Source organism: Rhodococcus sp. NPDC054953 (assembly GCF_053609225.1).
In genome coordinates this window covers 54,195-71,760 of the sequence record NZ_JBSGXD010000018.1, presented here as the reverse complement: position 1 = coordinate 71,760, position 17,566 = coordinate 54,195, and the positions used below count along the sequence as shown (strand labels likewise).

General features: G+C 72.0%; 20 protein-coding genes and 1 tRNA gene. 11 read left to right on the top strand and 10 right to left on the bottom strand.

Features of this window, described 5'->3' with window-relative positions; translation table 11 throughout:
* Positions 1 to 32: 32 nt before the first annotated feature.
* The 5 genes from ACWF62_RS14005 to cobC form a co-directional block, all read right to left on the bottom strand.
* Positions 33 to 1,484, bottom strand: a complete 1,452-nt coding sequence (locus ACWF62_RS14005) for a dicarboxylate/amino acid:cation symporter (RefSeq protein WP_452630369.1) — start codon at positions 1,482 to 1,484, stop codon at positions 33 to 35.
* 335 nt (positions 1,485 to 1,819) lie between these two features.
* A complete protein-coding gene (locus tag ACWF62_RS14000) occupies positions 1,820 to 2,944 on the bottom strand; it encodes a bifunctional RNase H/acid phosphatase (protein WP_452630367.1) in 1,125 nt (374 codons plus the stop codon).
* A complete protein-coding gene (locus ACWF62_RS13995) occupies positions 2,941 to 3,678 on the bottom strand; it encodes a zinc ribbon domain-containing protein (RefSeq protein ID WP_378508370.1) in 738 nt (245 codons plus the stop codon). Before ACWF62_RS13995 ends, ACWF62_RS14000 begins: the two co-directional genes overlap by 4 nt.
* Before the next feature lie 143 nt (positions 3,679 to 3,821).
* Positions 3,822 to 4,949, bottom strand: a complete 1,128-nt coding sequence (locus ACWF62_RS13990) for a Nif3-like dinuclear metal center hexameric protein (protein WP_452630366.1) — start codon at positions 4,947 to 4,949, stop codon at positions 3,822 to 3,824.
* A complete protein-coding gene (gene cobC / locus ACWF62_RS13985; protein ID WP_452630382.1) occupies positions 4,946 to 6,001 on the bottom strand; it encodes an Rv2231c family pyridoxal phosphate-dependent protein CobC in 1,056 nt (351 codons plus the stop codon). Before cobC ends, ACWF62_RS13990 begins: the two co-directional genes overlap by 4 nt.
* Before the next feature lie 86 nt (positions 6,002 to 6,087).
* Here cobC and ACWF62_RS13980 point away from each other — a divergent pair, with 86 nt between their 5' ends.
* From ACWF62_RS13980 to ACWF62_RS13970, 3 genes are read left to right on the top strand one after another with little or no spacing between them, the layout of a single operon-like run.
* Positions 6,088 to 6,744, top strand: a complete 657-nt coding sequence (locus ACWF62_RS13980) for an HAD-IA family hydrolase (protein ID WP_378508368.1) — start codon at positions 6,088 to 6,090, stop codon at positions 6,742 to 6,744.
* On the top strand, positions 6,734 to 7,204 hold the full coding sequence (locus ACWF62_RS13975) for a low molecular weight protein-tyrosine-phosphatase (protein ID WP_378508367.1): 471 nt from the start codon (positions 6,734 to 6,736) through the stop codon (positions 7,202 to 7,204). Before ACWF62_RS13980 ends, ACWF62_RS13975 begins: the two co-directional genes overlap by 11 nt.
* A gap of 52 nt (positions 7,205 to 7,256) precedes the next feature.
* Positions 7,257 to 8,120 carry an SURF1 family cytochrome oxidase biogenesis protein gene (locus tag ACWF62_RS13970; RefSeq protein WP_452630365.1) on the top strand — a complete coding sequence of 288 codons (864 nt, stop codon included), beginning with the start codon at positions 7,257 to 7,259 and terminating at the stop codon, positions 8,118 to 8,120.
* Here ACWF62_RS13970 and ACWF62_RS13965 read toward each other — a convergent pair.
* Positions 8,102 to 9,136 (bottom strand): cobalamin biosynthesis protein, encoded by a 1,035-nt coding sequence (locus ACWF62_RS13965; RefSeq protein ID WP_452630364.1) that lies wholly within the window; start codon positions 9,134 to 9,136, stop codon positions 8,102 to 8,104. The genes ACWF62_RS13970 and ACWF62_RS13965 overlap by 19 nt on opposite strands.
* Positions 9,137 to 9,212: 76 nt before the next feature.
* Between ACWF62_RS13965 and ACWF62_RS13960 the strand changes: the two genes are divergently transcribed.
* A complete protein-coding gene (locus ACWF62_RS13960) occupies positions 9,213 to 9,590 on the top strand; it encodes a type II toxin-antitoxin system Phd/YefM family antitoxin (protein ID WP_452630363.1) in 378 nt (125 codons plus the stop codon).
* Positions 9,591 to 9,607: 17 nt separating this feature from the next.
* On the opposite strand, the gene ACWF62_RS13955 is transcribed toward ACWF62_RS13960, so the two are convergent.
* Entirely contained in the window at positions 9,608 to 10,105 is a 498-nt protein-coding gene (locus ACWF62_RS13955; protein WP_378508363.1) for an acyltransferase, read from the bottom strand.
* A gap of 63 nt (positions 10,106 to 10,168) precedes the next feature.
* Here ACWF62_RS13955 and ACWF62_RS13950 point away from each other — a divergent pair, with 63 nt between their 5' ends.
* The 3 genes from ACWF62_RS13950 to ACWF62_RS13940 all read left to right on the top strand — a co-directional run bounded on the left by ACWF62_RS13950 (position 10,169) and on the right by ACWF62_RS13940 (position 12,970).
* Positions 10,169 to 10,978: an alpha/beta hydrolase gene (locus tag ACWF62_RS13950; protein WP_452630362.1), complete on the top strand. Its 810-nt coding sequence runs from the start codon at positions 10,169 to 10,171 to the stop codon at positions 10,976 to 10,978.
* 368 nt (positions 10,979 to 11,346) lie between these two features.
* Positions 11,347 to 11,928, top strand: a complete 582-nt coding sequence (locus tag ACWF62_RS13945) for a CueP family metal-binding protein (protein WP_452630361.1) — start codon at positions 11,347 to 11,349, stop codon at positions 11,926 to 11,928.
* 58 nt (positions 11,929 to 11,986) lie between these two features.
* Complete coding sequence (locus ACWF62_RS13940; RefSeq protein WP_378508360.1) at positions 11,987 to 12,970, top strand: GlxA family transcriptional regulator; 984 nt, start codon at positions 11,987 to 11,989, stop codon at positions 12,968 to 12,970.
* Positions 12,971 to 13,022: 52 nt separating this feature from the next.
* On the opposite strand, the gene ACWF62_RS13935 is transcribed toward ACWF62_RS13940, so the two are convergent.
* Entirely contained in the window at positions 13,023 to 13,358 is a 336-nt protein-coding gene (locus ACWF62_RS13935) for an ArsR/SmtB family transcription factor (RefSeq protein ID WP_452630360.1), read from the bottom strand.
* A 16-nt stretch (positions 13,359 to 13,374) separates the two neighbouring features.
* On the opposite strand from ACWF62_RS13935, the gene ACWF62_RS13930 reads away from it, so the two are divergent.
* Positions 13,375 to 13,863: an SRPBCC domain-containing protein gene (locus ACWF62_RS13930; protein WP_452630359.1), complete on the top strand. Its 489-nt coding sequence runs from the start codon at positions 13,375 to 13,377 to the stop codon at positions 13,861 to 13,863.
* Between the two features lie 25 nt (positions 13,864 to 13,888).
* Here ACWF62_RS13930 and ACWF62_RS13925 read toward each other — a convergent pair whose 3' ends face one another.
* A complete protein-coding gene (locus ACWF62_RS13925; RefSeq protein ID WP_452630358.1) occupies positions 13,889 to 15,034 on the bottom strand; it encodes an LLM class flavin-dependent oxidoreductase in 1,146 nt (381 codons plus the stop codon).
* A gap of 235 nt (positions 15,035 to 15,269) precedes the next feature.
* Here ACWF62_RS13925 and ACWF62_RS13920 point away from each other — a divergent pair, with 235 nt between their 5' ends.
* From ACWF62_RS13920 to ACWF62_RS13910, 3 genes are all read left to right on the top strand, one after another.
* Positions 15,270 to 16,382 carry a transglycosylase domain-containing protein gene (locus tag ACWF62_RS13920; RefSeq protein WP_452630357.1) on the top strand — a complete coding sequence of 371 codons (1,113 nt, stop codon included), beginning with the start codon at positions 15,270 to 15,272 and terminating at the stop codon, positions 16,380 to 16,382.
* A gap of 138 nt (positions 16,383 to 16,520) precedes the next feature.
* Complete coding sequence (locus ACWF62_RS13915; RefSeq protein WP_452630356.1) at positions 16,521 to 16,757, top strand: hypothetical protein; 237 nt, start codon at positions 16,521 to 16,523, stop codon at positions 16,755 to 16,757.
* 215 nt (positions 16,758 to 16,972) lie between these two features.
* Complete coding sequence (locus ACWF62_RS13910; protein WP_452630381.1) at positions 16,973 to 17,302, top strand: excalibur calcium-binding domain-containing protein; 330 nt, start codon at positions 16,973 to 16,975, stop codon at positions 17,300 to 17,302.
* 137 nt (positions 17,303 to 17,439) lie between these two features.
* Here ACWF62_RS13910 and ACWF62_RS13905 read toward each other — a convergent pair.
* Positions 17,440 to 17,514 (bottom strand) — tRNA-Val (locus ACWF62_RS13905).
* Positions 17,515 to 17,566: the final 52 nt, after the last annotated feature.

Below are 17,566 nucleotides of genomic sequence, written 5' to 3'. Positions count from 1 at the left end.
GTGAAAATCACGCACAGTTCGGTAACTGCTGGTCAGACGGTTGCCGGGTGCCGCTCCTGCGTTCGAGCCGGCCCGGCATCCGACGGCGACCCGCCGTTCGGCGCAGCCTCGGTGACCGGGACCTGGTCCGCGGTGTCGTCGGCGAACGGGTCGCCGCGACGTTCCGCGTTGTACAACTCCTCGTCGAGAATGCCCTCCCGCTTGGCGACGATCGTCGGCACCAGCGCCTGACCGGTGACGTTGACCGCCGTGCGGCCCATGTCGACGATCGGCTCGACCGCGAGCAGCAGACCGACGCCAGCGAGCGGAAGGCCGAGCGTCGACAGCGTCAGTGTCAGCATCACCGTCGCCCCGGTGGTCCCTGCGGTCGCCGCGGAGCCGATCACGGCGACAACAACGATCAGCAGGTAGTCGGTCAGGGTCAGGTCAAGACCGTAGAACTGGGCGACGAAGATCGCGGCGATTGCCGGATAGATCGCGGCGCACCCGTCCATCTTGGTGGTCGCACCGAGCGGCACCGCGAACGACGCGTACTCGCGGGGCACGCCGAGGTTGCGTTCGGTGACCCGCTCGGTCAGCGGGAGCGTGCCGATCGAGGAGCGCGAGACGAACCCGAGCTGGGTGGCAGGCCACACACCGGAAAAGAAGCGGCGCACCGACAGCCCGTGCACGCGGATCAGAATCGGGTAAACGACGAGGAACACGATGGCCAGGCCGAGGTAGATCGCGGCGGTGAACCAGCCGAGTTGGCCGAGCGCATCCCAGCCGTAGGTGGCGACCGCCTTCGCGATCAACGCGGCGGTACCGATCGGGGCGAGCCGGATGATCCACCACAGCACCTTCTGCACGATCGCCAGCAGCGCGGCGTTGAAGTTCAGGAACGGCTCGGCCTTCTCCCCGACCTTCAGCGCGGCGATCCCGATCGCGACCGCGATCACCAGCAACTGCAGCACGTTGAAGCTCAGCGAAGTGGTCGCGGTGCCCGCATCCGTCACGGTGGTCTTGGCGCCGAGCGCGAGGAAGTTCTGTGGGACGAGCCCGGTGAGGAAGGCCCACCAGGAGCCGGACGACTTCGGCTGCGCGGCCGACGTTGCGTCCACCGTGGTGTTGGCGCCGGGCTGCACGACCAGCCCGACGACGATGCCGATCACGACCGCGATCAGCGCGGTGATCGCGAACCACAGCAGCGTCTGCACCGCGAGCCGAGCCGCGTTCGCCACCTGACGCAGGTTCGCGATGGAGCTGACGATCGCGGTGAACACCAGCGGGATCACCGCGACGGTGAGCAGCCCGACATAGCTGGAACCGATGGTCGTTACGGTGCCGACCAGCCAGTTGGGGTTGCCGTCGGCGGCGTCGGGCATCGACCGGGCGAGCAGGCCGATCAGGACGCCCGCGACCAGGCCGATGACGATCTGGGTGCCGAACGAGGTGGCCCAGGAGGGCAGGCGGCGCCGCGTGGGGGCGCTCAAGGAGGCCGACATTGGACGGACCTTTCTTGCGGGTGCGCGCACGGCGAATCACATCGGGGTGCGCGAGAGGGCTGACGTTCGCAGGGCATTCCGACGGCCGCGACGAGAGCGACGACCGCCCCGGGACAGGTGTGTCGACCGGGTCAGCTGATACAGACGGCGCTCGACTGCAGGCAGTTGTCGACGAAGCGTCGACTGGTCAGCAGCGAGTTCACCCGCACGATGTTACCCCCGCTAAAAAGTGCGCTCCGCGCCGGTGCGTGATTCTTACCCTCACTGGGGTAAAAATCACGCACGGCGGCGGAGCCGACATTGACAGGCACGGCGGCGGAGCAGGCGCGACGGCGCTACAGGTGCGAGGTGTCGTTGACCAGCCGCACCGACGCGCCGCCGTCGGGGTAGAACTCGGCGATCGACAGCGACGCGAGGTCGAGGTGCAGCCGGTACAGCAGCGACGGCCCGACCTCGAGCGCCAGCTGCAGGAGCGTCTTGATCGGGGTGACGTGCGAGACGACGAGCACGTTCTGCCCGGGGAAGTCGCGCAGCAGGTCGGCCCGCACCGCGTCGACGCGGGCGCGGACCTCGTCGAAGCTCTCCCCGCCGGGCGGACGCACCGAGGTGTCGCGGAGCCAGCGGCCGTGCAGGTCCGGGTCGCGTTCGCTCGCCTCCAGGAAGGTCAGCGCCTCCCACCCGCCGAAATCGGTCTCGGTGAGGCCCTCGTGCACGGTGACCTGCAGTCCGAGCGCGTCGGCCGCGGCCTGCGCGGTCTGCCTGGCCCGCGCCAGCGGCGACGACACCACCGCCGCGATGCCGCCCCGTGCCCCGAGCCGGGCCGCGGCCGCCGCGGCCTGCGCCTGCCCGACCTCGGTCAGCTCCGGGTTGCCGCGACCGGAGTAGCGGCGCTCCACCGACAGTGGTGTCTGGCCGTGCCGCAGCAGCAGCAGCCGGGTCGGCGCGCCGACGGCACCGGTCCAGCCGGGCGCGGTCGGCGTCGATTCCGCGGCCGCGGGCACCGGTGCCACCTCGGGAACGTCCTCGACATGCCCGTTCGTCGTCTCGACGGCAGTGCCGTCCATGGCCAGGTTGGCGAGGCGGTCGGCGTGCGCGTTCTCGGCGCGCGGGATCCAGGTGTAGGTGACCGCGTCGAATCCGCCTGCCAATTCCCGCGCACGCCGCGCGAGCGGAATCATGTCCGGGTGCTTGACCTTCCAGCGTCCCGACATCTGTTCGACGACGAGTTTCGAGTCCATCCGGACGTCGACCAGGTGCGCGTCGAGCGCGGCGGCAGCGGTGAGGCCGGCGATCAGTCCTCGGTACTCGGCGACGTTGTTGGTCGCGACGCCGATGTCCTCGGCGCGTTCGGCGAGGACCCGGTCGTGGCCAGCGTCGAACACCACCGCCCCGTAGCCGGCCGGGCCGGGGTTACCCCGGGATCCGCCGTCGGCCTCGACGATGACGCGCGCGGAACTCACAGACCGGATTCCTTGGTGCGCACCATGATTGCGCTGCATTCGGGGCATCGGACGACGACGTCGGGGGCGGTGGCCTGGATCCGGGCGATCTCGCCACGGTCGATCTCGATGCGGCAGGCACCGCAGCGGCGGGCCTGCAGCAGGGCGGCCCCGACCCCGCCGCTGGCGCGCTGACGGTCGTAGACGGCGAGCAGGTCGGCGGGGAACTCGGCGACGAGCGCGGTGCGGTCACTCTCGCAGCGCTGCTGCGCGGTGTCGAGGTCGGCGACGGCGTCGTCGCGGCGGCGGCCCGCGTCGACGAGGGCGTCGTCGATCTGGTCGACCTGACCGCCCGCGTGATCGTAGTCGGCCTGGGTGGCCTCCCGCCGTTCCATCACCTCGAGGAGGTCCTCCTCGAGCGCCTCCTGGCGGCGGGTGAGGCTGGCGAGTTCGTGTTCGAGTTCGGTGAGCTGCTTGGCTCCGACGGTGCCGCTCTGCAGCAGCTGACGGTCGCGGTCCTCCCGCTTGCGGACCGCGTCGACCTCACCCTCAAGCTTCGCGATGTCGCGGTCGAGGTCGTCGAGGACGATCTGGACGGCGACGGCGGCATCCTTGCGTCCCACCCGGTCCGCCTCGAGGCGCTGCACCTCCTGCTGCTCGGGGAGGGTGCGCCTGCGGTGCGCGATCCTGGTCAGCTCGGTGTCGACCGCGGCGAGGTCGAGCAGCTTGGCCTGGATCCGGGGTTCGACGTTCACGCGGGCATCGCTCCTGCTTGTGGTTCGCGGGTGGTGGGGATTCGCATACCGTACCGCCCGTCGGCGCCTGCTCCGAACGGGTGAAGGGCACCTTCGCCCGGTTGGGCGGGGCGGGGGTGCCCTTCACCCGGACGGCGGGGAGGTCAGCCGCCGAGGGTCCAGGGGTCGGTGCGGACGGCGGACAGCGCGGCGGCCCAGCCGTCGACACCCCGGAATCGGGCGTCGAGCAGGTCGCGGGCCTGCCCGCACCACGGCTGCTCGCTGGCCCAGTGCGCGACATCGACCAGCACCGGTCCGCCGCCGCGCAGGTGCTCGTCGGCGGGATGGTGCCGCAGGTCGGCGGTCACGTACGCGTCGACGCCCGCGGCCCGTGCCGCCCCGAGCAGCGAGTCACCGGAGCCGCCGCACACCGCGACGGTGCGGACGACGGTGTCGGGGTCGCCTGCGGCGCGGACACCCCACGCGGTCTCCGGCAGCGCCCGCCGCACCCGCGCCGCGAAGTCCCGCAGCGACTCCGGTTCGGCGAGCTCACCGATCCGCCCGATGCCGAGCGCGCTGCCGGTATCGGCGAGTTCGAGGACGTCGAACGCCGGTTCCTCGTAGGGGTGCGCGGACCGCAGCGCGGCAAGCACCCGGGCCCGCAGCCCGCGCCGGGCGACGACCTCGACGCGGTCCTCGACGACCCGCTCGATCCGCCCGACCGACCCGAGCGCCGGGCTCGCCCCCGCGCCGGGCAGGAACTGGCCGGTGCCTGCGACGGTCCAGCTGCAGCAGCTGTAGTCGCCGACCTGCCCGGCCCCGGCCTGGAACAACGCCTCGCGCACGGCCGCCGTATCGGGGCCGGGGACCAGCACGACCCACTTGTCGAGCGGGTCCGACGGGGCGGGCGACAGTGGCCCGGTGACGGTCAACCCGAGCGCGTGCGCGAGCGCGTCGGACACGCCGGGGTCGGCCGAATCGGCGTTGGTGTGTGCGGTGTACAGCGCACAGCCGCCGCGGATCAACCGGTGCAGCAGCGCACCCTTCGGGGTGTGCGCGCCGACGGTATCGACGCCGCGCAGCAGCAGCGGGTGATGCACCAGCAGCAGCTGTGCCCCCCAGGCGAGGGCCTCGTCGACGACGGCGGCGGTCGCGTCGACGGCGACCATCACCCGATGCACCGGGTCGGCGGGGTCGCCGCACACCAGCCCGACCGAGTCCCACGACTCCGCGAGCCGCGGCGGGTACGCCTCCTCGAGCACCGAGATGACCTCGGACAGGGCAACGCTCATGCCAATACCTCCGTCAATGCGCTCACCAGGGTCTGCGCCGGGTCCGCGGCGCGGACCGCGACGCGGAGGTGGTTGGGGTCCAGGCCGGGGAAGGTGTCGCAGCGCCGGACCGCGATCCCCCCGTCCTGCAGCTTCTTCCGGACCAGGTCGGCGTCGGGGACGCGGAGCAGCAGGAACGGCGCGCTGGCCGGGCCGACGACCTCGACCCCGGCGGCGCCGAGCAGTGCGAGCATCGCGGCCCGTTCGGACGCGATCAGCGCCGCCTCCCGCTCCGCCCACGCGACCGCCTCGGGTTCGCTGCAGGCCCGGATCGCCTCCACCTGCAGGCTGCCGAGCGGCCAGTGGGCCCGGCCCTGCTGCAGCCGGGCCAACACGCCCGGGTCGCCGAGGGCGTAGCCGCAGCGCAGCCCGGCCAGCGCGAACGTCTTGGTCAGCGACCGCAGCACCAGCACGTCGGGCAGGGATTGCCCGGCGAGGGACTCCGGCTCCCCCGGCACGGCGTCACCGAAGGCCTCGTCCACCACCACGATCCGGCCGTCGCGGCGCAGCGCGAGCACGTCGGCCGCCGGGTGCAGCACCGACGTCGGGTTGGTGGGGTTGCCGAGGACGACGAGGTCGGCGGCGTCGGGGACCGCGGCAGCGGCGAGCCGGTACGGCGGCGGCAGCAGCACCTGCTGCACCGGAATCCCGGCCTGCCGCAACGCCCATTCGGGTTCGGTGAACGACGGGTGGATCAGGGCTGCCAGCCGCGACCCCAGCCGCGGCAGCATCGCGAAGCCCTCGGCGCCGCCGGACAGCAGCAGCACCTCCTCGGGGTCGCGACCGTGTCGGGCCGCGACCTGCTCCCGCGCGGCCCGCTCGGCGCTCGCCGACGGGTACCGCCCGAGCGTCGCCAACTGCGCGGTCAGCCGCGCGGCCAGCCACCGGGGTGGGCCCTCGCCCCGCACATTGACGGCGAAGTCGACCAGCCCGGGAACGGCGTCGACGTCGCCGTGGTGACGGAGGTCGACGTCGCCGGGGCGATCCGGGTCACCGTCGCCCGGGCGACCCACCTCGTTGCCGTCGGATGCCGCGGTGTTCACGACGGGCAGTCTATGGCGGTCCGGTGCTCGCCGGTCGGGGCAGGCAGGATGGACGGGTGCGCTCCCCCATCCTGCTGTTCGACCTCGACGGCACCCTCACCGATTCCGCTCCGGGCATCGTGTCGGGGTTCCGGCACGCGTTGGCGTCGGTCGGCGCCCCGGAACCCGCTGGCGATCCGACGCAACTGATCCTCGGCCCGCCGATGGCGGACACGCTGCGCGGCGTCGGGCTCGACGACGCGACCGCCGAGCGCGCCCTCGCCGCCTATGTCGACCGGTACGACCGTGTCGGCTGGGCGGAGAACGCGGTGTTCGACGGCGTCGCGGACCTGCTCGACGCGCTGGCCGCGGCGGGGGCCCGGCTCGCGGTCGCGACCTCGAAGTCGGAGCGGTTCGCGGTGCGGATCCTCGAACACTTCGGCCTCGCCGGGCATTTCGAGGTGATCGCGGGCGCCTCCCCGGACGGTGCCCGGCGCGCGAAGGCGGACGTCATCGAGCATGCCCTGCGCGGCCTCGGCGTCGCCGCCGTCGCGGGCGGCACCGACGGCGTGGTGATGGTCGGGGACCGGATCCACGACGTGCAGGGCGCCGCGCACTGGGGCATCCCGACGGTGTTCGTGCACTGGGGGTACGGCGCGGAGACCGAGGCCGAGGACGCGCGCTGGTCCGCGGCGACCGTCGCCGATCTGGAGGCGATCCTGCATGCGCGCTGACCCGCTGCACATCACGTTCGTCTGCACCGGCAACATCTGCCGATCCCCGATGGCGGAGAAGATCCTCGCTGGCCGCCTATCCGAGACCGGTCTCGCGGAAGCGGTCCGGGTGTCCAGCGCGGGCACCGGCGGCTGGCATGTCGGCGACGACGCCGACCACCGCACCACCGCGGTCCTCGCCGCGCACGGCTACCCGACCGGGCATCGGGCCGCGCAGGTCGGGCCCGACCACCTTGGCGCGGACCTGGTCGTCGCCCTCGACACCGGCCACGACCGGGCGCTCGCGCAGCTCGGGGTTCCCACCGGACGGCGCAGGCTGCTGCGCAGTTTCGACCCGGACGCGGACGGCGACTCGGTGCCCGACCCCTACTACGGGGGGAGCGCCGACTTCGACCTCGTGCGGACCCAGATCGAGGCCGCGGTGCCCGGATTGCTTGCCTGGGTGCGCGAGCACCTGTGATCCCGCGCCTGCCCGTTTCGGGGTCCCCGGCAACGCCAAGTACCGTGGTGTCGTGCGAAGGCTGAAGTTTCTGCTACGTCCGGGCTGGCTCGTGTTGGCCGTCGTCGTCGCCGGATTCGCCTACCTGTGCTTCACGGTGCTTGCTCCGTGGCAGCTCGGCAAGAACACCAGCACCTCCACCCGCAACACCCTGATCGAGGAGTCGGTGAACGCGGACCCGGTGCCGATCGAATCGGTGCTCCCCGCGTCCGGACCGATCGCCACGAACGACGAGTGGCGTCAGGTCACCGCCACCGGAACGTACCTGCCCGAGGACGAGGCGCTGGTGCGGCTGCGGTCCATCGAGGGGGATCCCGCCTACGAGGTGCTGACGCCGATGCGGCTGTCCGGCGGTCAGGTGATCCTGGTCAACCGCGGCTACGTGCGTCCCGTCCGGGGCACCGTCGCACCACCGATCGAGCCGCCGCCCGCCGGCGAGACGACGGTGACGACCCGGGTCCGTGCCTCCGAGGGAACCGCCCCCGGCAAGGACCCGATCGTCGAGAACGGCATCCCCCAGGTGTACTCCCTCAACGCGGGCCAGGTCGGCGCCGTGGTCGGGCTGCCGCTGGTCGACGGCTGGTTCCAGCTCGCCGCCGGTGAGCCGGGGGTGCTGACGCCGATCCCGCTGCCGCAACTCGATGCGGGACCGTACCTGTCGTACGGGTTGCAGTGGCTGGCGTTCGGGATCATGGCCCCGCTCGGGCTGGCGTACTTCGTCCGCGCCGAACTGCGGGAACGGCGCAGGGGACGCGAGCGCCGGGTCGCCGAGCCTGCCGCGCCCGTCGAGGCGAGCACCGCCGCCGCCACCCGCGAGCCCGAGACGATGTCGGCGACCGAGGCGAAGCTCGCCGACCGTTACGGCACCCGGCGCTGACCCGCACCCGGTGACCGGGCGGATACCGGACCGTCGCCCGAGTGCCCGACCCGGCAACCGCCCGGTCGGCGTCGGAACGCCGACGCCACCAGCACCGCCGCGACCGCGGCACCCGCCTGCACCACGGTCGACAGCCGCGCCACCCTGGCGATGTCGCCGACGCCGGGCGCCGGGCCGGCACCGAGGGTCGGCCGATCCTCCGCGCCGTACGCGTACTCCGTGCGGCCGCCGAGCGCGATCCCCAGCGCGCCCGCCATCGACGCCTCCGCGACGCCCGCGTTGGGGCTCGGGTGCGCGGACGCGTCGCGTCGCCAGGCCAGGGCGGCCGCGCGCGGTGAGCCGCCGACGACCGGGGCCGCCGCGGCGGTGAGCAGTCCCGTCACCCGCGCGGGCGCGAGGTTCACCGCGTCGTCGAGCCGCGCCGCCGCCCACCCGAACCGCAGATACTTCGGCGAGCGGTACCCGATCATCGCGTCGAGCGTGTTGATCGCGCGATACCCCAGTGCGCCGGGGGCGCCTGCGACCGCCGCCCACACCAGCGGCGCGACGGTGGCGTCGGAGGTGTTCTCGGCGACGGATTCGACGGTGGCGCGGGCGATGCCCGTCGCGTCGAGCAGGTCGGGGTCCCGCGCGCACAGCGACGGCACCAGTGCCCGCGCGCCGGAGAGGTCGTCGGCGGCGAGCCGGTCGGCCATCCGGAACCCCACCCCGGTCAGCGAGGTTCCGCCGAGGGAGATCCACGTCGCCGCGGCGACGACCGCCGTCTCCCCCGCCCAGCCGAGCCGCCCGGCGGCGCGGGCGGCGAGGGCGGTGCCGCCGACGACGGCGCCGACGAGTAGCCCGGTGTGCACGGCCCCCGCCGCCCTGGAGTCGCGGTGGGTGCACCGTTCGAGGGCGGCGGCGGCCGATCCGAACCCGGCGACCGGATGCCACCGCACCGGGTCGGCGAACACCCGGTCGGCGAGATAGCCCAGGGCGATGCCGGTGGCGCGGGCGGAGATCCTGGGACGTTTCACACCGGTAGTTGTATCAATCGCGGCGGCGGCGGCAATCCGCCGTGTCCTGACCCGAATCGGCTCCGGTGATGCGAGGATGCGCGGGGCACCCCAGCGGGGTGCGGTGCAGCGACGATTGGAGTCGGCGGGAGTGGCGGCGACCACGGTGAAGAACGCACGCAAGCGGTTGGGGTCCCTGGTGCGGGAGGTCAACGAGGGCACCGTCGCGGTCGAGATCGCGGGCAAACGCGGCGACGCGGTGCTGATCTCCCGCGACCGCTACGCCGCGCTGCAGGAGGCGAACTTCCTGCTCCGTTCCCCCGAGCTGATGGACGGCCTGCGGCGGGAGATGGCCCGCATCCTGGCTGCCGCCGCTTCGGCGCCGACCACCGGCGAGGCGGCAGCGGCGACCGCCGCGAAACGCACCCGCGGGTCCCGCGCCCAGGCCAGGAAGAAGCGCAAGCGGAAGAAGTAGCCGAGGCACGGCCGCCGTCAGGGCCGCGCCGCGCGATCCGCGGCGCCGACCGGCAGGTCCCGCACCCGCCGCGCAGGGTTCCCGACATAGAGGCCATGGGAATCGCAGTCGCGGGTGACGACCGCGCCCGCACCGACGATGCAGCCCGGCCCGACCGTCACCCCGGGCAGCACGATGGCGCCCGCGCCGATCCAGCTGCCGTCACCGACGGTGATCGGCCGGTGGACCACCCGCCCGCCGCGGCCGTCCTCGGGGCCGATCTCGTGGGTGCTGGTGATGAACCGGGCGCCGTGCCCGACCGCAACCTGCCGGCCCAGGGTGATCGGCGCGGTCCCGTCGAAGAGCACCCCACGGTTGACGAAGGTGCCGACCCCCATCCGAATGTCCTTGCCGCCGAAGTGACATCCGGAGTAGATTCCGGCGCCCCACACCCGCGCCCCCGCGGCGAGCAGCAGCAGGATCCGCAGCCACACCGGGACGAACGGGGACGCTTGGATGATCGTGATCAGACGCACCGCGCCACGATAGCCGCGGCGACACCCTAGGCTCGACGGGTCAACGAAACCGAGGAGTGCGAGATGGAGCCCGACCCGATCCCCGTGCTGTTCGTGCACGGTCTGTGGATGCACGCGAGCAGCTGGCGGCCGTGGCTCGACCTGTTTGCCGACCACGGGTACGTTCCGATCGCGCCCGGCTGGCCCGGCGACGGCGACACCGCCGAGGCCACCCGGAACGATCCGGGCAGGCTGGACGGGGTCGGGATCGCCGAGCTCACCCGGCACTATCGGACGGTGGCGGAGGCGCTGCCGACGCAGCCGATCGTGGTCGGGCACTCGTTCGGCGGGCTGATCGCGCAGAAGCTGCTCGGGGAGGGTGTGGTCCGCGGCGCCGTTGCGATCGCCCCGGTCCAGTTCAAGGGCGTCCTTCGGCTCCCCCCGACTCAGGTGCGGACGGTGCTGCCGATCCTGCGCAGGCCGGGCCTGCGCACGCGGACCTGGTCGCACACCGCGGACACGTATCACGCGGGGTTCGCGAGCGCGGTGACCCGCGAGGAGTCGGACGCGTTGTTCGAGGCGCACAGCATCCCGGGCCCGGCGAGGCCGGTGTTCCAGGCGGCGTTCGCGAACATCGTCGGCGGGCCCACGAAGATCGACACCCGCTCCTCCCGCGGCCCGCTGCTGCTCGTTGCCGGTGGCGCGGACGGGATGGTCCCGGAGCCGATCGTGCAGTCCGAGTACAACATTCAGCGTCGCAACACCGGCGCAACCGAGTATCGGGTGCTGCCCGACCGCGGACACTCGCTGGCAGCGGACCGCGGCTGGCGGGAGGTCGCCGATCTGGCGCTGGACTTCCTGGACCGCCACGATCTCGGTGCCCGGCAGGGCTGAGCCTGCGCAGGCACCGGGGCGGGCGCCCGCACCTCGGTGGGCTGGGGTGGCTGCCGCTCCCGGCTGCGGATCTCCATCAGGAACACCGCACCCACCGTGAGGTAGGCGGCGGCGACGACGACCGGGGCGACGATCAGGGTCAGGACTGCGAGGAGTTCCATCGGACACCTCCGTTGGCAGGCGGACTTTCTCGTTCGGCGGCACGTGCACTGGTGCGCGGTCCCGCGATCGCGGCAACCCGCTCCCCACCTCACGGTAGAGGGCGATCACGCGGCGCCGGTGAAGGGCGGGTGAACTCTCGCTGTGATGCCGACCACGGTGACGTCCGGGCGACCGGCGCCCCCGCGCATGCGCGCTAGGTTGGCGGTATGGCCCGCTCCCGTCTGCACCCGATTGCCCTGTTCGTGTCCGTCGCCGCCGGGGCGCTGCTGCTGGCGGGGTGCACCACCACCCCGTCCGCCGCTCCCGCCGCGAATGTGCTGGCGGCGCACGGTCTGGACGGGCTCGACGGCCGGGAGCTGATCGAGCGGCTCGACACCCTCCCGGTCGCCGAACGACCGAACGACCTGCTCGCCTCGGTCCGGCCCGACGCGGTCGTCGTCTCGGACCCCGACGGGTTCGAGACCAGCGTGCCGCTGCCCGCCGACGAGTTCTACGTCTCGATCGCCCCCTATGCGACCCGAACGCACGACTGCTACTTCCACAGCCTCACCACATGCCTCGGCGAGCTGCGCGACGAGCCGATCCGGGTCCGGGTGACGGACCCGGCGAACGGTGCGGTGCTGGTCGACCGGACCACGCGGACCTACGACAACGGCTTCATCGGGCTGTGGCTGCCGAAGGGCATCGACGCCGACCTCCTGGTGGAGTCCGGTGGCCGGTCGGGTCGCACCACGATCGGCACCGGCGCCGACGATCCGACGTGCGTGACGACTCTCGCCCTCGTGTAGCCGGTCGGTAGTGCCGCGAACCACTGGCCGGAAGGTCGATGTGTGAAAGAATCTGGCCATGCATCGTGTGGTGGTTCTGGCGTTGGACGGCGTGATTCCCTTCGAGCTGGGCATTCCCGCCCGGGTGTTCGGCGGCGCAACCGACGCGGGCGGGCACCCGCTGTACGAGGTGCTGACATGCACCGTCGACGGCGGGCCGGTCCGGACCGACAGCGACTTCGCGGTGTCCGTCGAGCACGACGCGGCGCTGCTGGCGACCGCGGACACGGTGGTGATCCCGGCGACCCATCGGCTCGGCTCGGCGCGGGACGGGCGCCTGCCCGAACCGGTCGCCGCCGCGTTCGCCCGCGTCCGGCCCGGCACCCGCTGGGTGTCGATCTGCATCGGGTCGTACCTGCTTGCCGCGGCGGGCCTGCTCGACGGCCGCCGGGCCACCACCCACTGGCGGCACGCCGAGCACTTCCAGCACACCTTCCCGCGGGTCCGGGTCGACCCGGAGGTGCTGTACGTCGACGAGGGCGAGGTGATCACGTCGGCGGGCGCGGCCGCCGGGCTGGACGCGTGCCTGCACCTGGTGCGCCGCGACCACGGCGCCGACGTCGCCAACCGGGTGGCGCGGCGGTGCGTGGTTCCGCCCTGGCGCGACGGGGGCCAGGCCCAGTACATCGAGCGGCCGCTGCCCGCGACCACCGCCGAGTCGACGGCGGCGACCCGGGACTGGGCGCTGCAGCGGCTGGACGAGCCGCTGCAGCTGTCCCGGCTGGCCCGGCACGCCAACATGAGCGTCCGCACGTTCACCCGCCGGTTCGTCGACGAGGTGGGCACCACCCCGGCCAGGTGGCTGATCATTCGCCGCGTCGACCGGGCGCGGCAGCTGCTCGAGACGACGGACCTGTCGGTGGACACGATCGCCACCGACGTCGGCTTCGGCACCGCCGCCTCACTGCGTCAGCACATGGCGGCCCAGCTGGGCGTGCCGCCGTCGACCTACCGCAGGACGTTCCGCGGCCAGCTCGACGACGAGGCCAGCCTCGCCCGCTGAGCCTCCTCGCCCGCTGAGCCTCCTCGCCCGCTGCGCATCGCGCGGGCGCCGGTCAGTCGCGGCCGAGTTCGTGCAGCAGATCGACCGCAGCGCGCGCGTACTCCCCGATCCACCGGTCGTGGATCCGCTTGATCGGCAGCGGCGCCAACGCGAGTCGGCGTTCGCGCCCGACCTTGCGGCCGGTGACCAGGTCCGCCCGCTCGAGCACCCGCAGGTGCTGCAGGACGGTGGTGCGGTCGAGGTCGGGGAAGTGCGCACACAGTTCCCCGGTGGTGCAGGACGCGTCCTTGAGGATGTCGAGCATCCGCCTTCGGGTGCTCGACGCCAGCGCCTTGAACACCCGGTCGTCGTCGGAGTTCTCGTTGCTCTCGCCCTCGCCCGCATTCATGTTGTAAAATTACAACATGAACGAGAACATCGACACTCCCCAGACCCTCACCGCACTGTCGTTCACGGTCTCCGGGCACGTAGCCCGCCCGTGCGCCGAGGTCTACGAGGCGGTGGCCGACCCCGAGCAGCTGTCGAAGTACTTCACCACCGGCGGCGCGCGCGGCCGACTCGAACCCGGCACCGAGGTCACCTGGGACTTCCACGACTTCCCCGGCGCCTTCCCGGTCACCGTCGTCGCCGCCGACCCGCACCGGCGGATCGTCATCGAGTGGGACGGCACCGCCACCACCTCGGACACCGGAAAGACCACGACGACCTTCGAGTTCGAGCCCGTCGACGACAACACCAGGACCCTGGTCACGATCACCGAATCCTCCTGGCAGCCAACGGAGGCGGGCGCGAAGAACGCGTTCGACAACTGCATGGGCTGGACCGGGATGCTGGCCGCACTGAAGGTGTGGGTCGAGCACGGCATCAACCTGCGCGACGGCTTCTACCGATGATGCAGCCCCCCGTGAGCGCACCCGGTCAGAGCCGACGGGCTCCCCGGAGCACCTGCACCATCGGCCACGATGACGCGAGCCCGACGCGAAGCCGGGGATGCACGAAGCCGAGACCGGCGAGGACGACGTAGCGGAGCCCGTTGTCCCGCCACTCCGCGAGCTGCTCGAGCACCTCGGAGGGCGTCCCGGCCAGCATCGACGCCCGGACCAGCGACGGCGGGACACGGTCCGCGCAATCGAGCGCGGTCGGCTCGTCAATGGTCTGCGGCAACAGATCCTGAATCCCACTGAACCCCGACCCCATCGGGTGCTCGGCCCCGTGCCGCGCCCACACCTCGCCGGACGCGGTCAGGGTGAACAGTCGCGCCGCGAGCGAGCCGACCATCTCGTCGACCTGGGCGCCGCTGCTGGCCGTCATGACGAACAGAAACGCCGCGGGCGTGACGGCCGCCGGATCACGTCCGGAATCGGACGCCGCGGTCCGCACCACGGCGAGCCGCTCCGCGTACTCGCTCGGCCGGAGCGCGTAGGCGGGGAACCACGCGTCCGCGTACCGTCCCGTGACCCGCAGCATGCGCGGCCCGTGCCCGGCGATCCAGATCTCCGGCCACCTGCCGCGGTACGGCGGGATCGCGAACACCGCGTCGCGAAGCGGGAAGAACTCCGAGTCCCGGGTCACCGGTCGACCGTCGGCGTCCCACAGCGCACGGATCGTCGCGATCGCCTCCGCGAACCGGCCCACCGGCCGTTCCCAGTCCACCCCGTAGGGCGCGTTGCCCTCGCGTTCCCCCGGGCCGATCCCGAGGATCGCGCGACCCCGGCTGAGCTGGTGCAGGGTTGCCGCCGCCTGCGCGGTGACGGCCGGGTTGCGGCGGCCGGTGTCGGTGACGCTCACCCCCAGCCGCAGCCGGGACAACTTGTTCTGGGACGCAACGTATCCCAGTGCGGTCCACGGCTCGTAGCACGCGTCGGCCCGGGGCATGAGCGCCGCGGCCCCGAGGTGCTCGCGTTTCCAGATCGACGCCGGGAAGATGCTGTTGAGGTGGTCGGGCACCCACATCGAATCCGCACCGCCGGCGACCGCCAGCTGCCGGGTCGAGCGCAGCATCAGTTCCGGCGAGAACCGGGTGTGCAGCGCACTGTCGACCAACCCCGCCTTGAATCCACTCATCGCGGCCGCCTCGTCGGGCTCTCCCTGGCACGCGGCACAGCCAGCGGGACGCACCGCACCCAGTCGGAATAACCGGTCGGTTTCATCGTCCCCGCAGTCACCAGCGAAGTCACGGCCCGTTAGCCCCCGGAAGGAAACCGCGGGGCTCCGGACGTCGTACGCCGTCTAATATCGAACGCAACGGCGAATAGGCCAGTTCCGGTTTCTGGCCCCGGAGTACCGCCGTCGAGGACTCATGAACATCCGTCTCGGCGACAGCCGGAACCGCCAACCCCGCCCACCGCATCCGCCCGAGCAGCCTCCGCAGCGGGTGCCCCGCTGGCTGCGCCCCGGCTCCCCCCTCGGTGACCGGCTCGCCGGCCTGCTGCCCCCGACCGATCCGGCGGGACCGACAACACCGACACCGCCGTGGCCTCCCGCCGGCGCCCCAACGCCACCCGGGCCGATCCCCGGCCCCTACCCGTGGCCGGCACCACCCCCGGCGAGCGCACCGACCTGGCCACGGGTCGCGGTCCGCTGGGGGGCGCGACTGCTGGCGGCCTTCCTGGTGTTCTGCGTCGTGACGCCGATCGTCTACCGGGTGGTGACGCCGCCCCGCACGTTGTTCATGCTGACGGACGAGGCGAACGGTCCGACGGTGCAGCAGACCGTCTCGCTCGACTACATCAGCAGGCACTACGTCGCGGCCACCCTCGTGCACGAGGACGCGCAGCTCGGCACCCGAACCGGCCCGTACCACCTGGGCGAGTTCGTCGATCGCACCACGACCTACCTGACGACCGGTGAGGACAACTCGGGGTCGACCATTCCGCAGCAGCTGGTGAAAAACATCTTCCTGATCCGCGGCGAGTGGCTGGTCGCCAAGGTCGCCAGGAAGGGTGTCGAGGCCGTGCTCGCGTGGCCGTTCAACATGATGGGCGACCGGCGGCAACTCGAGCTGTACCTGAACTACGCGCAGTTCGGCCCCAACCTGTACGGCATCTGCGCCGCCAGCTGGTACTACTTCAACCGTGCTCCGTGGGAGGGAAACACCTGGGACGCAGCCACTCTCGCCGGCCTGCTACCCCTCGGTGAGGACGCCAAGCGCTCCCCGGGGGGCGGCGTGGACATCACCAGCGACGGTCAGTGGGTCGTGGCCAGCACGGTGACCAGGGCCCGCGATCGGGTACCGCAGCGGATCGCGGAGATGGGCGGCTGGGAGGGCACCGTGGAGACGGTCGGCATCCTCGACTCCGCCGCCGACAACGACCCGCTCGGCGACCCCGACAGCTGCAGCACGATGCCGGAGTCGGTGGCCGAACGCCTCGCCGCCGAGGATGCCTGGTGGAGCCCGCAGTACGGCGGCTGATCGAAGAAGCACTGGTCGCCGCGACCAGTCCGTGTCGTTCATTCGTTCAGAATCTTCCGAATCGCACAGGTCACCCCTGCAATTGCCGACTGGAGCTGCTAGAACCAAGTCGCTAATCGTCCTGTGCGAGAGGAAAACTTGAAGAAGCATCCGGTCCTCGCGACCATCGGCGCGCTGGTCGCGCTCGGGCTCATCGTCAAATTCTGGTATCTGGTCGTTGTCGGCCTCGCGATATTCGCGGGTGTCAAGTGGTGGCAACGACACCAAGCGGATCAGGCTGCAATCGTGGCCCGAGCTGACGCACAGCATCAGGCATACCTCGCCGGCGACGACTTCGGACTGTACGGATTCCATAACAAGGCGGAAGAAATTTGACGACACCTGGACTGCCCGGCGGACCCACGATAGGCGCGAAGACGCGGAGGAAGTGGCCCTGGATTGCTGGCGGCGTGGTCGGGCTGCTGGTAGTCGCCGGCGCGTGTGGCGACGAGGAGAAGCCGTCCGAGCCCGCATCGACCACCTCGACCACGACTGCCACGTCGCGCCCGACCACGACCGCCACGTCACGCCCGACCACGACCGCACCCGCAATGGCGACGACGACGGCGAGTGCGGTGGCCCCGGCACCACTGCTCGCACCGGCCCCGTCACAGCCCGATCCGACAACCTACGTGCCACCAGCGGTCACGACCACGCTCTACGTTCCGCCACCCGCCGCACCGGCATACACGCCAGCGCCTATGACGACCGAGCCGCCAGCACCGGCGCCACTGGTCGAGCCAGCTGCCGTCCCGCGCCGCTCGGCGTCGTACGGAAGCTGCGCGGAGGCGCGCAATGCTGGCGCCAGCCCCCTGTACACCGGCGACCCGGGCTACAGCCGCAAGCTCGATCGCGACGGTGATGGCGTCGCCTGCGAGTAGCCCCGGACACCAGCAACGCTCGACCCAGATCCTTGCCCGCATTCACCCGCGGACATTCAGCTGCCGATGCCATCGACCGGATTGCGTTGGCATCGGTGTCATACACAGCGCAATGCCAAGTCGAATGTGAAATCACTTGGTGGGCGCGGAGGGTTTCGAACCCCCGACCGCTGGTGTGTAAAACCAGAGCTCTACCACTGAGCTACACGCCCGAACCCCGGGGGGGGGGGGACGGTTGTGCCTCCTGCAACGCCCCCGGAGAGC

Bases quoted from the DNA above. Each gene is read 5' to 3' on its own strand.
- ACWF62_RS13945 (WP_452630361.1), top strand. From the start codon at position 11,347: ATGGCCCGCTCCCGTCTGCACCCGATTGCCCTGTTCGTGTCCGTCGCC.
- ACWF62_RS13950 (WP_452630362.1), top strand. From the start codon at position 10,169: ATGGAGCCCGACCCGATCCCCGTGCTGTTCGTGCACGGTCTGTGGATG.
- ACWF62_RS13925 (WP_452630358.1), bottom strand. From the start codon at position 15,034: ATGAGTGGATTCAAGGCGGGGTTGGTCGACAGTGCGCTGCACACCCGG.
- ACWF62_RS13940 (WP_378508360.1), top strand. From the start codon at position 11,987: ATGCATCGTGTGGTGGTTCTGGCGTTGGACGGCGTGATTCCCTTCGAG.
- ACWF62_RS13975 (WP_378508367.1), top strand. From the start codon at position 6,734: ATGCGCGCTGACCCGCTGCACATCACGTTCGTCTGCACCGGCAACATC.
- ACWF62_RS14005 (WP_452630369.1), bottom strand. From the start codon at position 1,484: ATGTCGGCCTCCTTGAGCGCCCCCACGCGGCGCCGCCTGCCCTCCTGG.
- ACWF62_RS13935 (WP_452630360.1), bottom strand. From the start codon at position 13,358: ATGAATGCGGGCGAGGGCGAGAGCAACGAGAACTCCGACGACGACCGG.
- ACWF62_RS13960 (WP_452630363.1), top strand. From the start codon at position 9,213: ATGCGCGGGGCACCCCAGCGGGGTGCGGTGCAGCGACGATTGGAGTCG.
- ACWF62_RS13910 (WP_452630381.1), top strand. From the start codon at position 16,973: ATGGCGACGACGACGGCGAGTGCGGTGGCCCCGGCACCACTGCTCGCA.
- ACWF62_RS13930 (WP_452630359.1), top strand. From the start codon at position 13,375: ATGAACGAGAACATCGACACTCCCCAGACCCTCACCGCACTGTCGTTC.
- ACWF62_RS13990 (WP_452630366.1), bottom strand. From the start codon at position 4,949: ATGAGCGTTGCCCTGTCCGAGGTCATCTCGGTGCTCGAGGAGGCGTAC.
- ACWF62_RS13920 (WP_452630357.1), top strand. From the start codon at position 15,270: ATGAACATCCGTCTCGGCGACAGCCGGAACCGCCAACCCCGCCCACCG.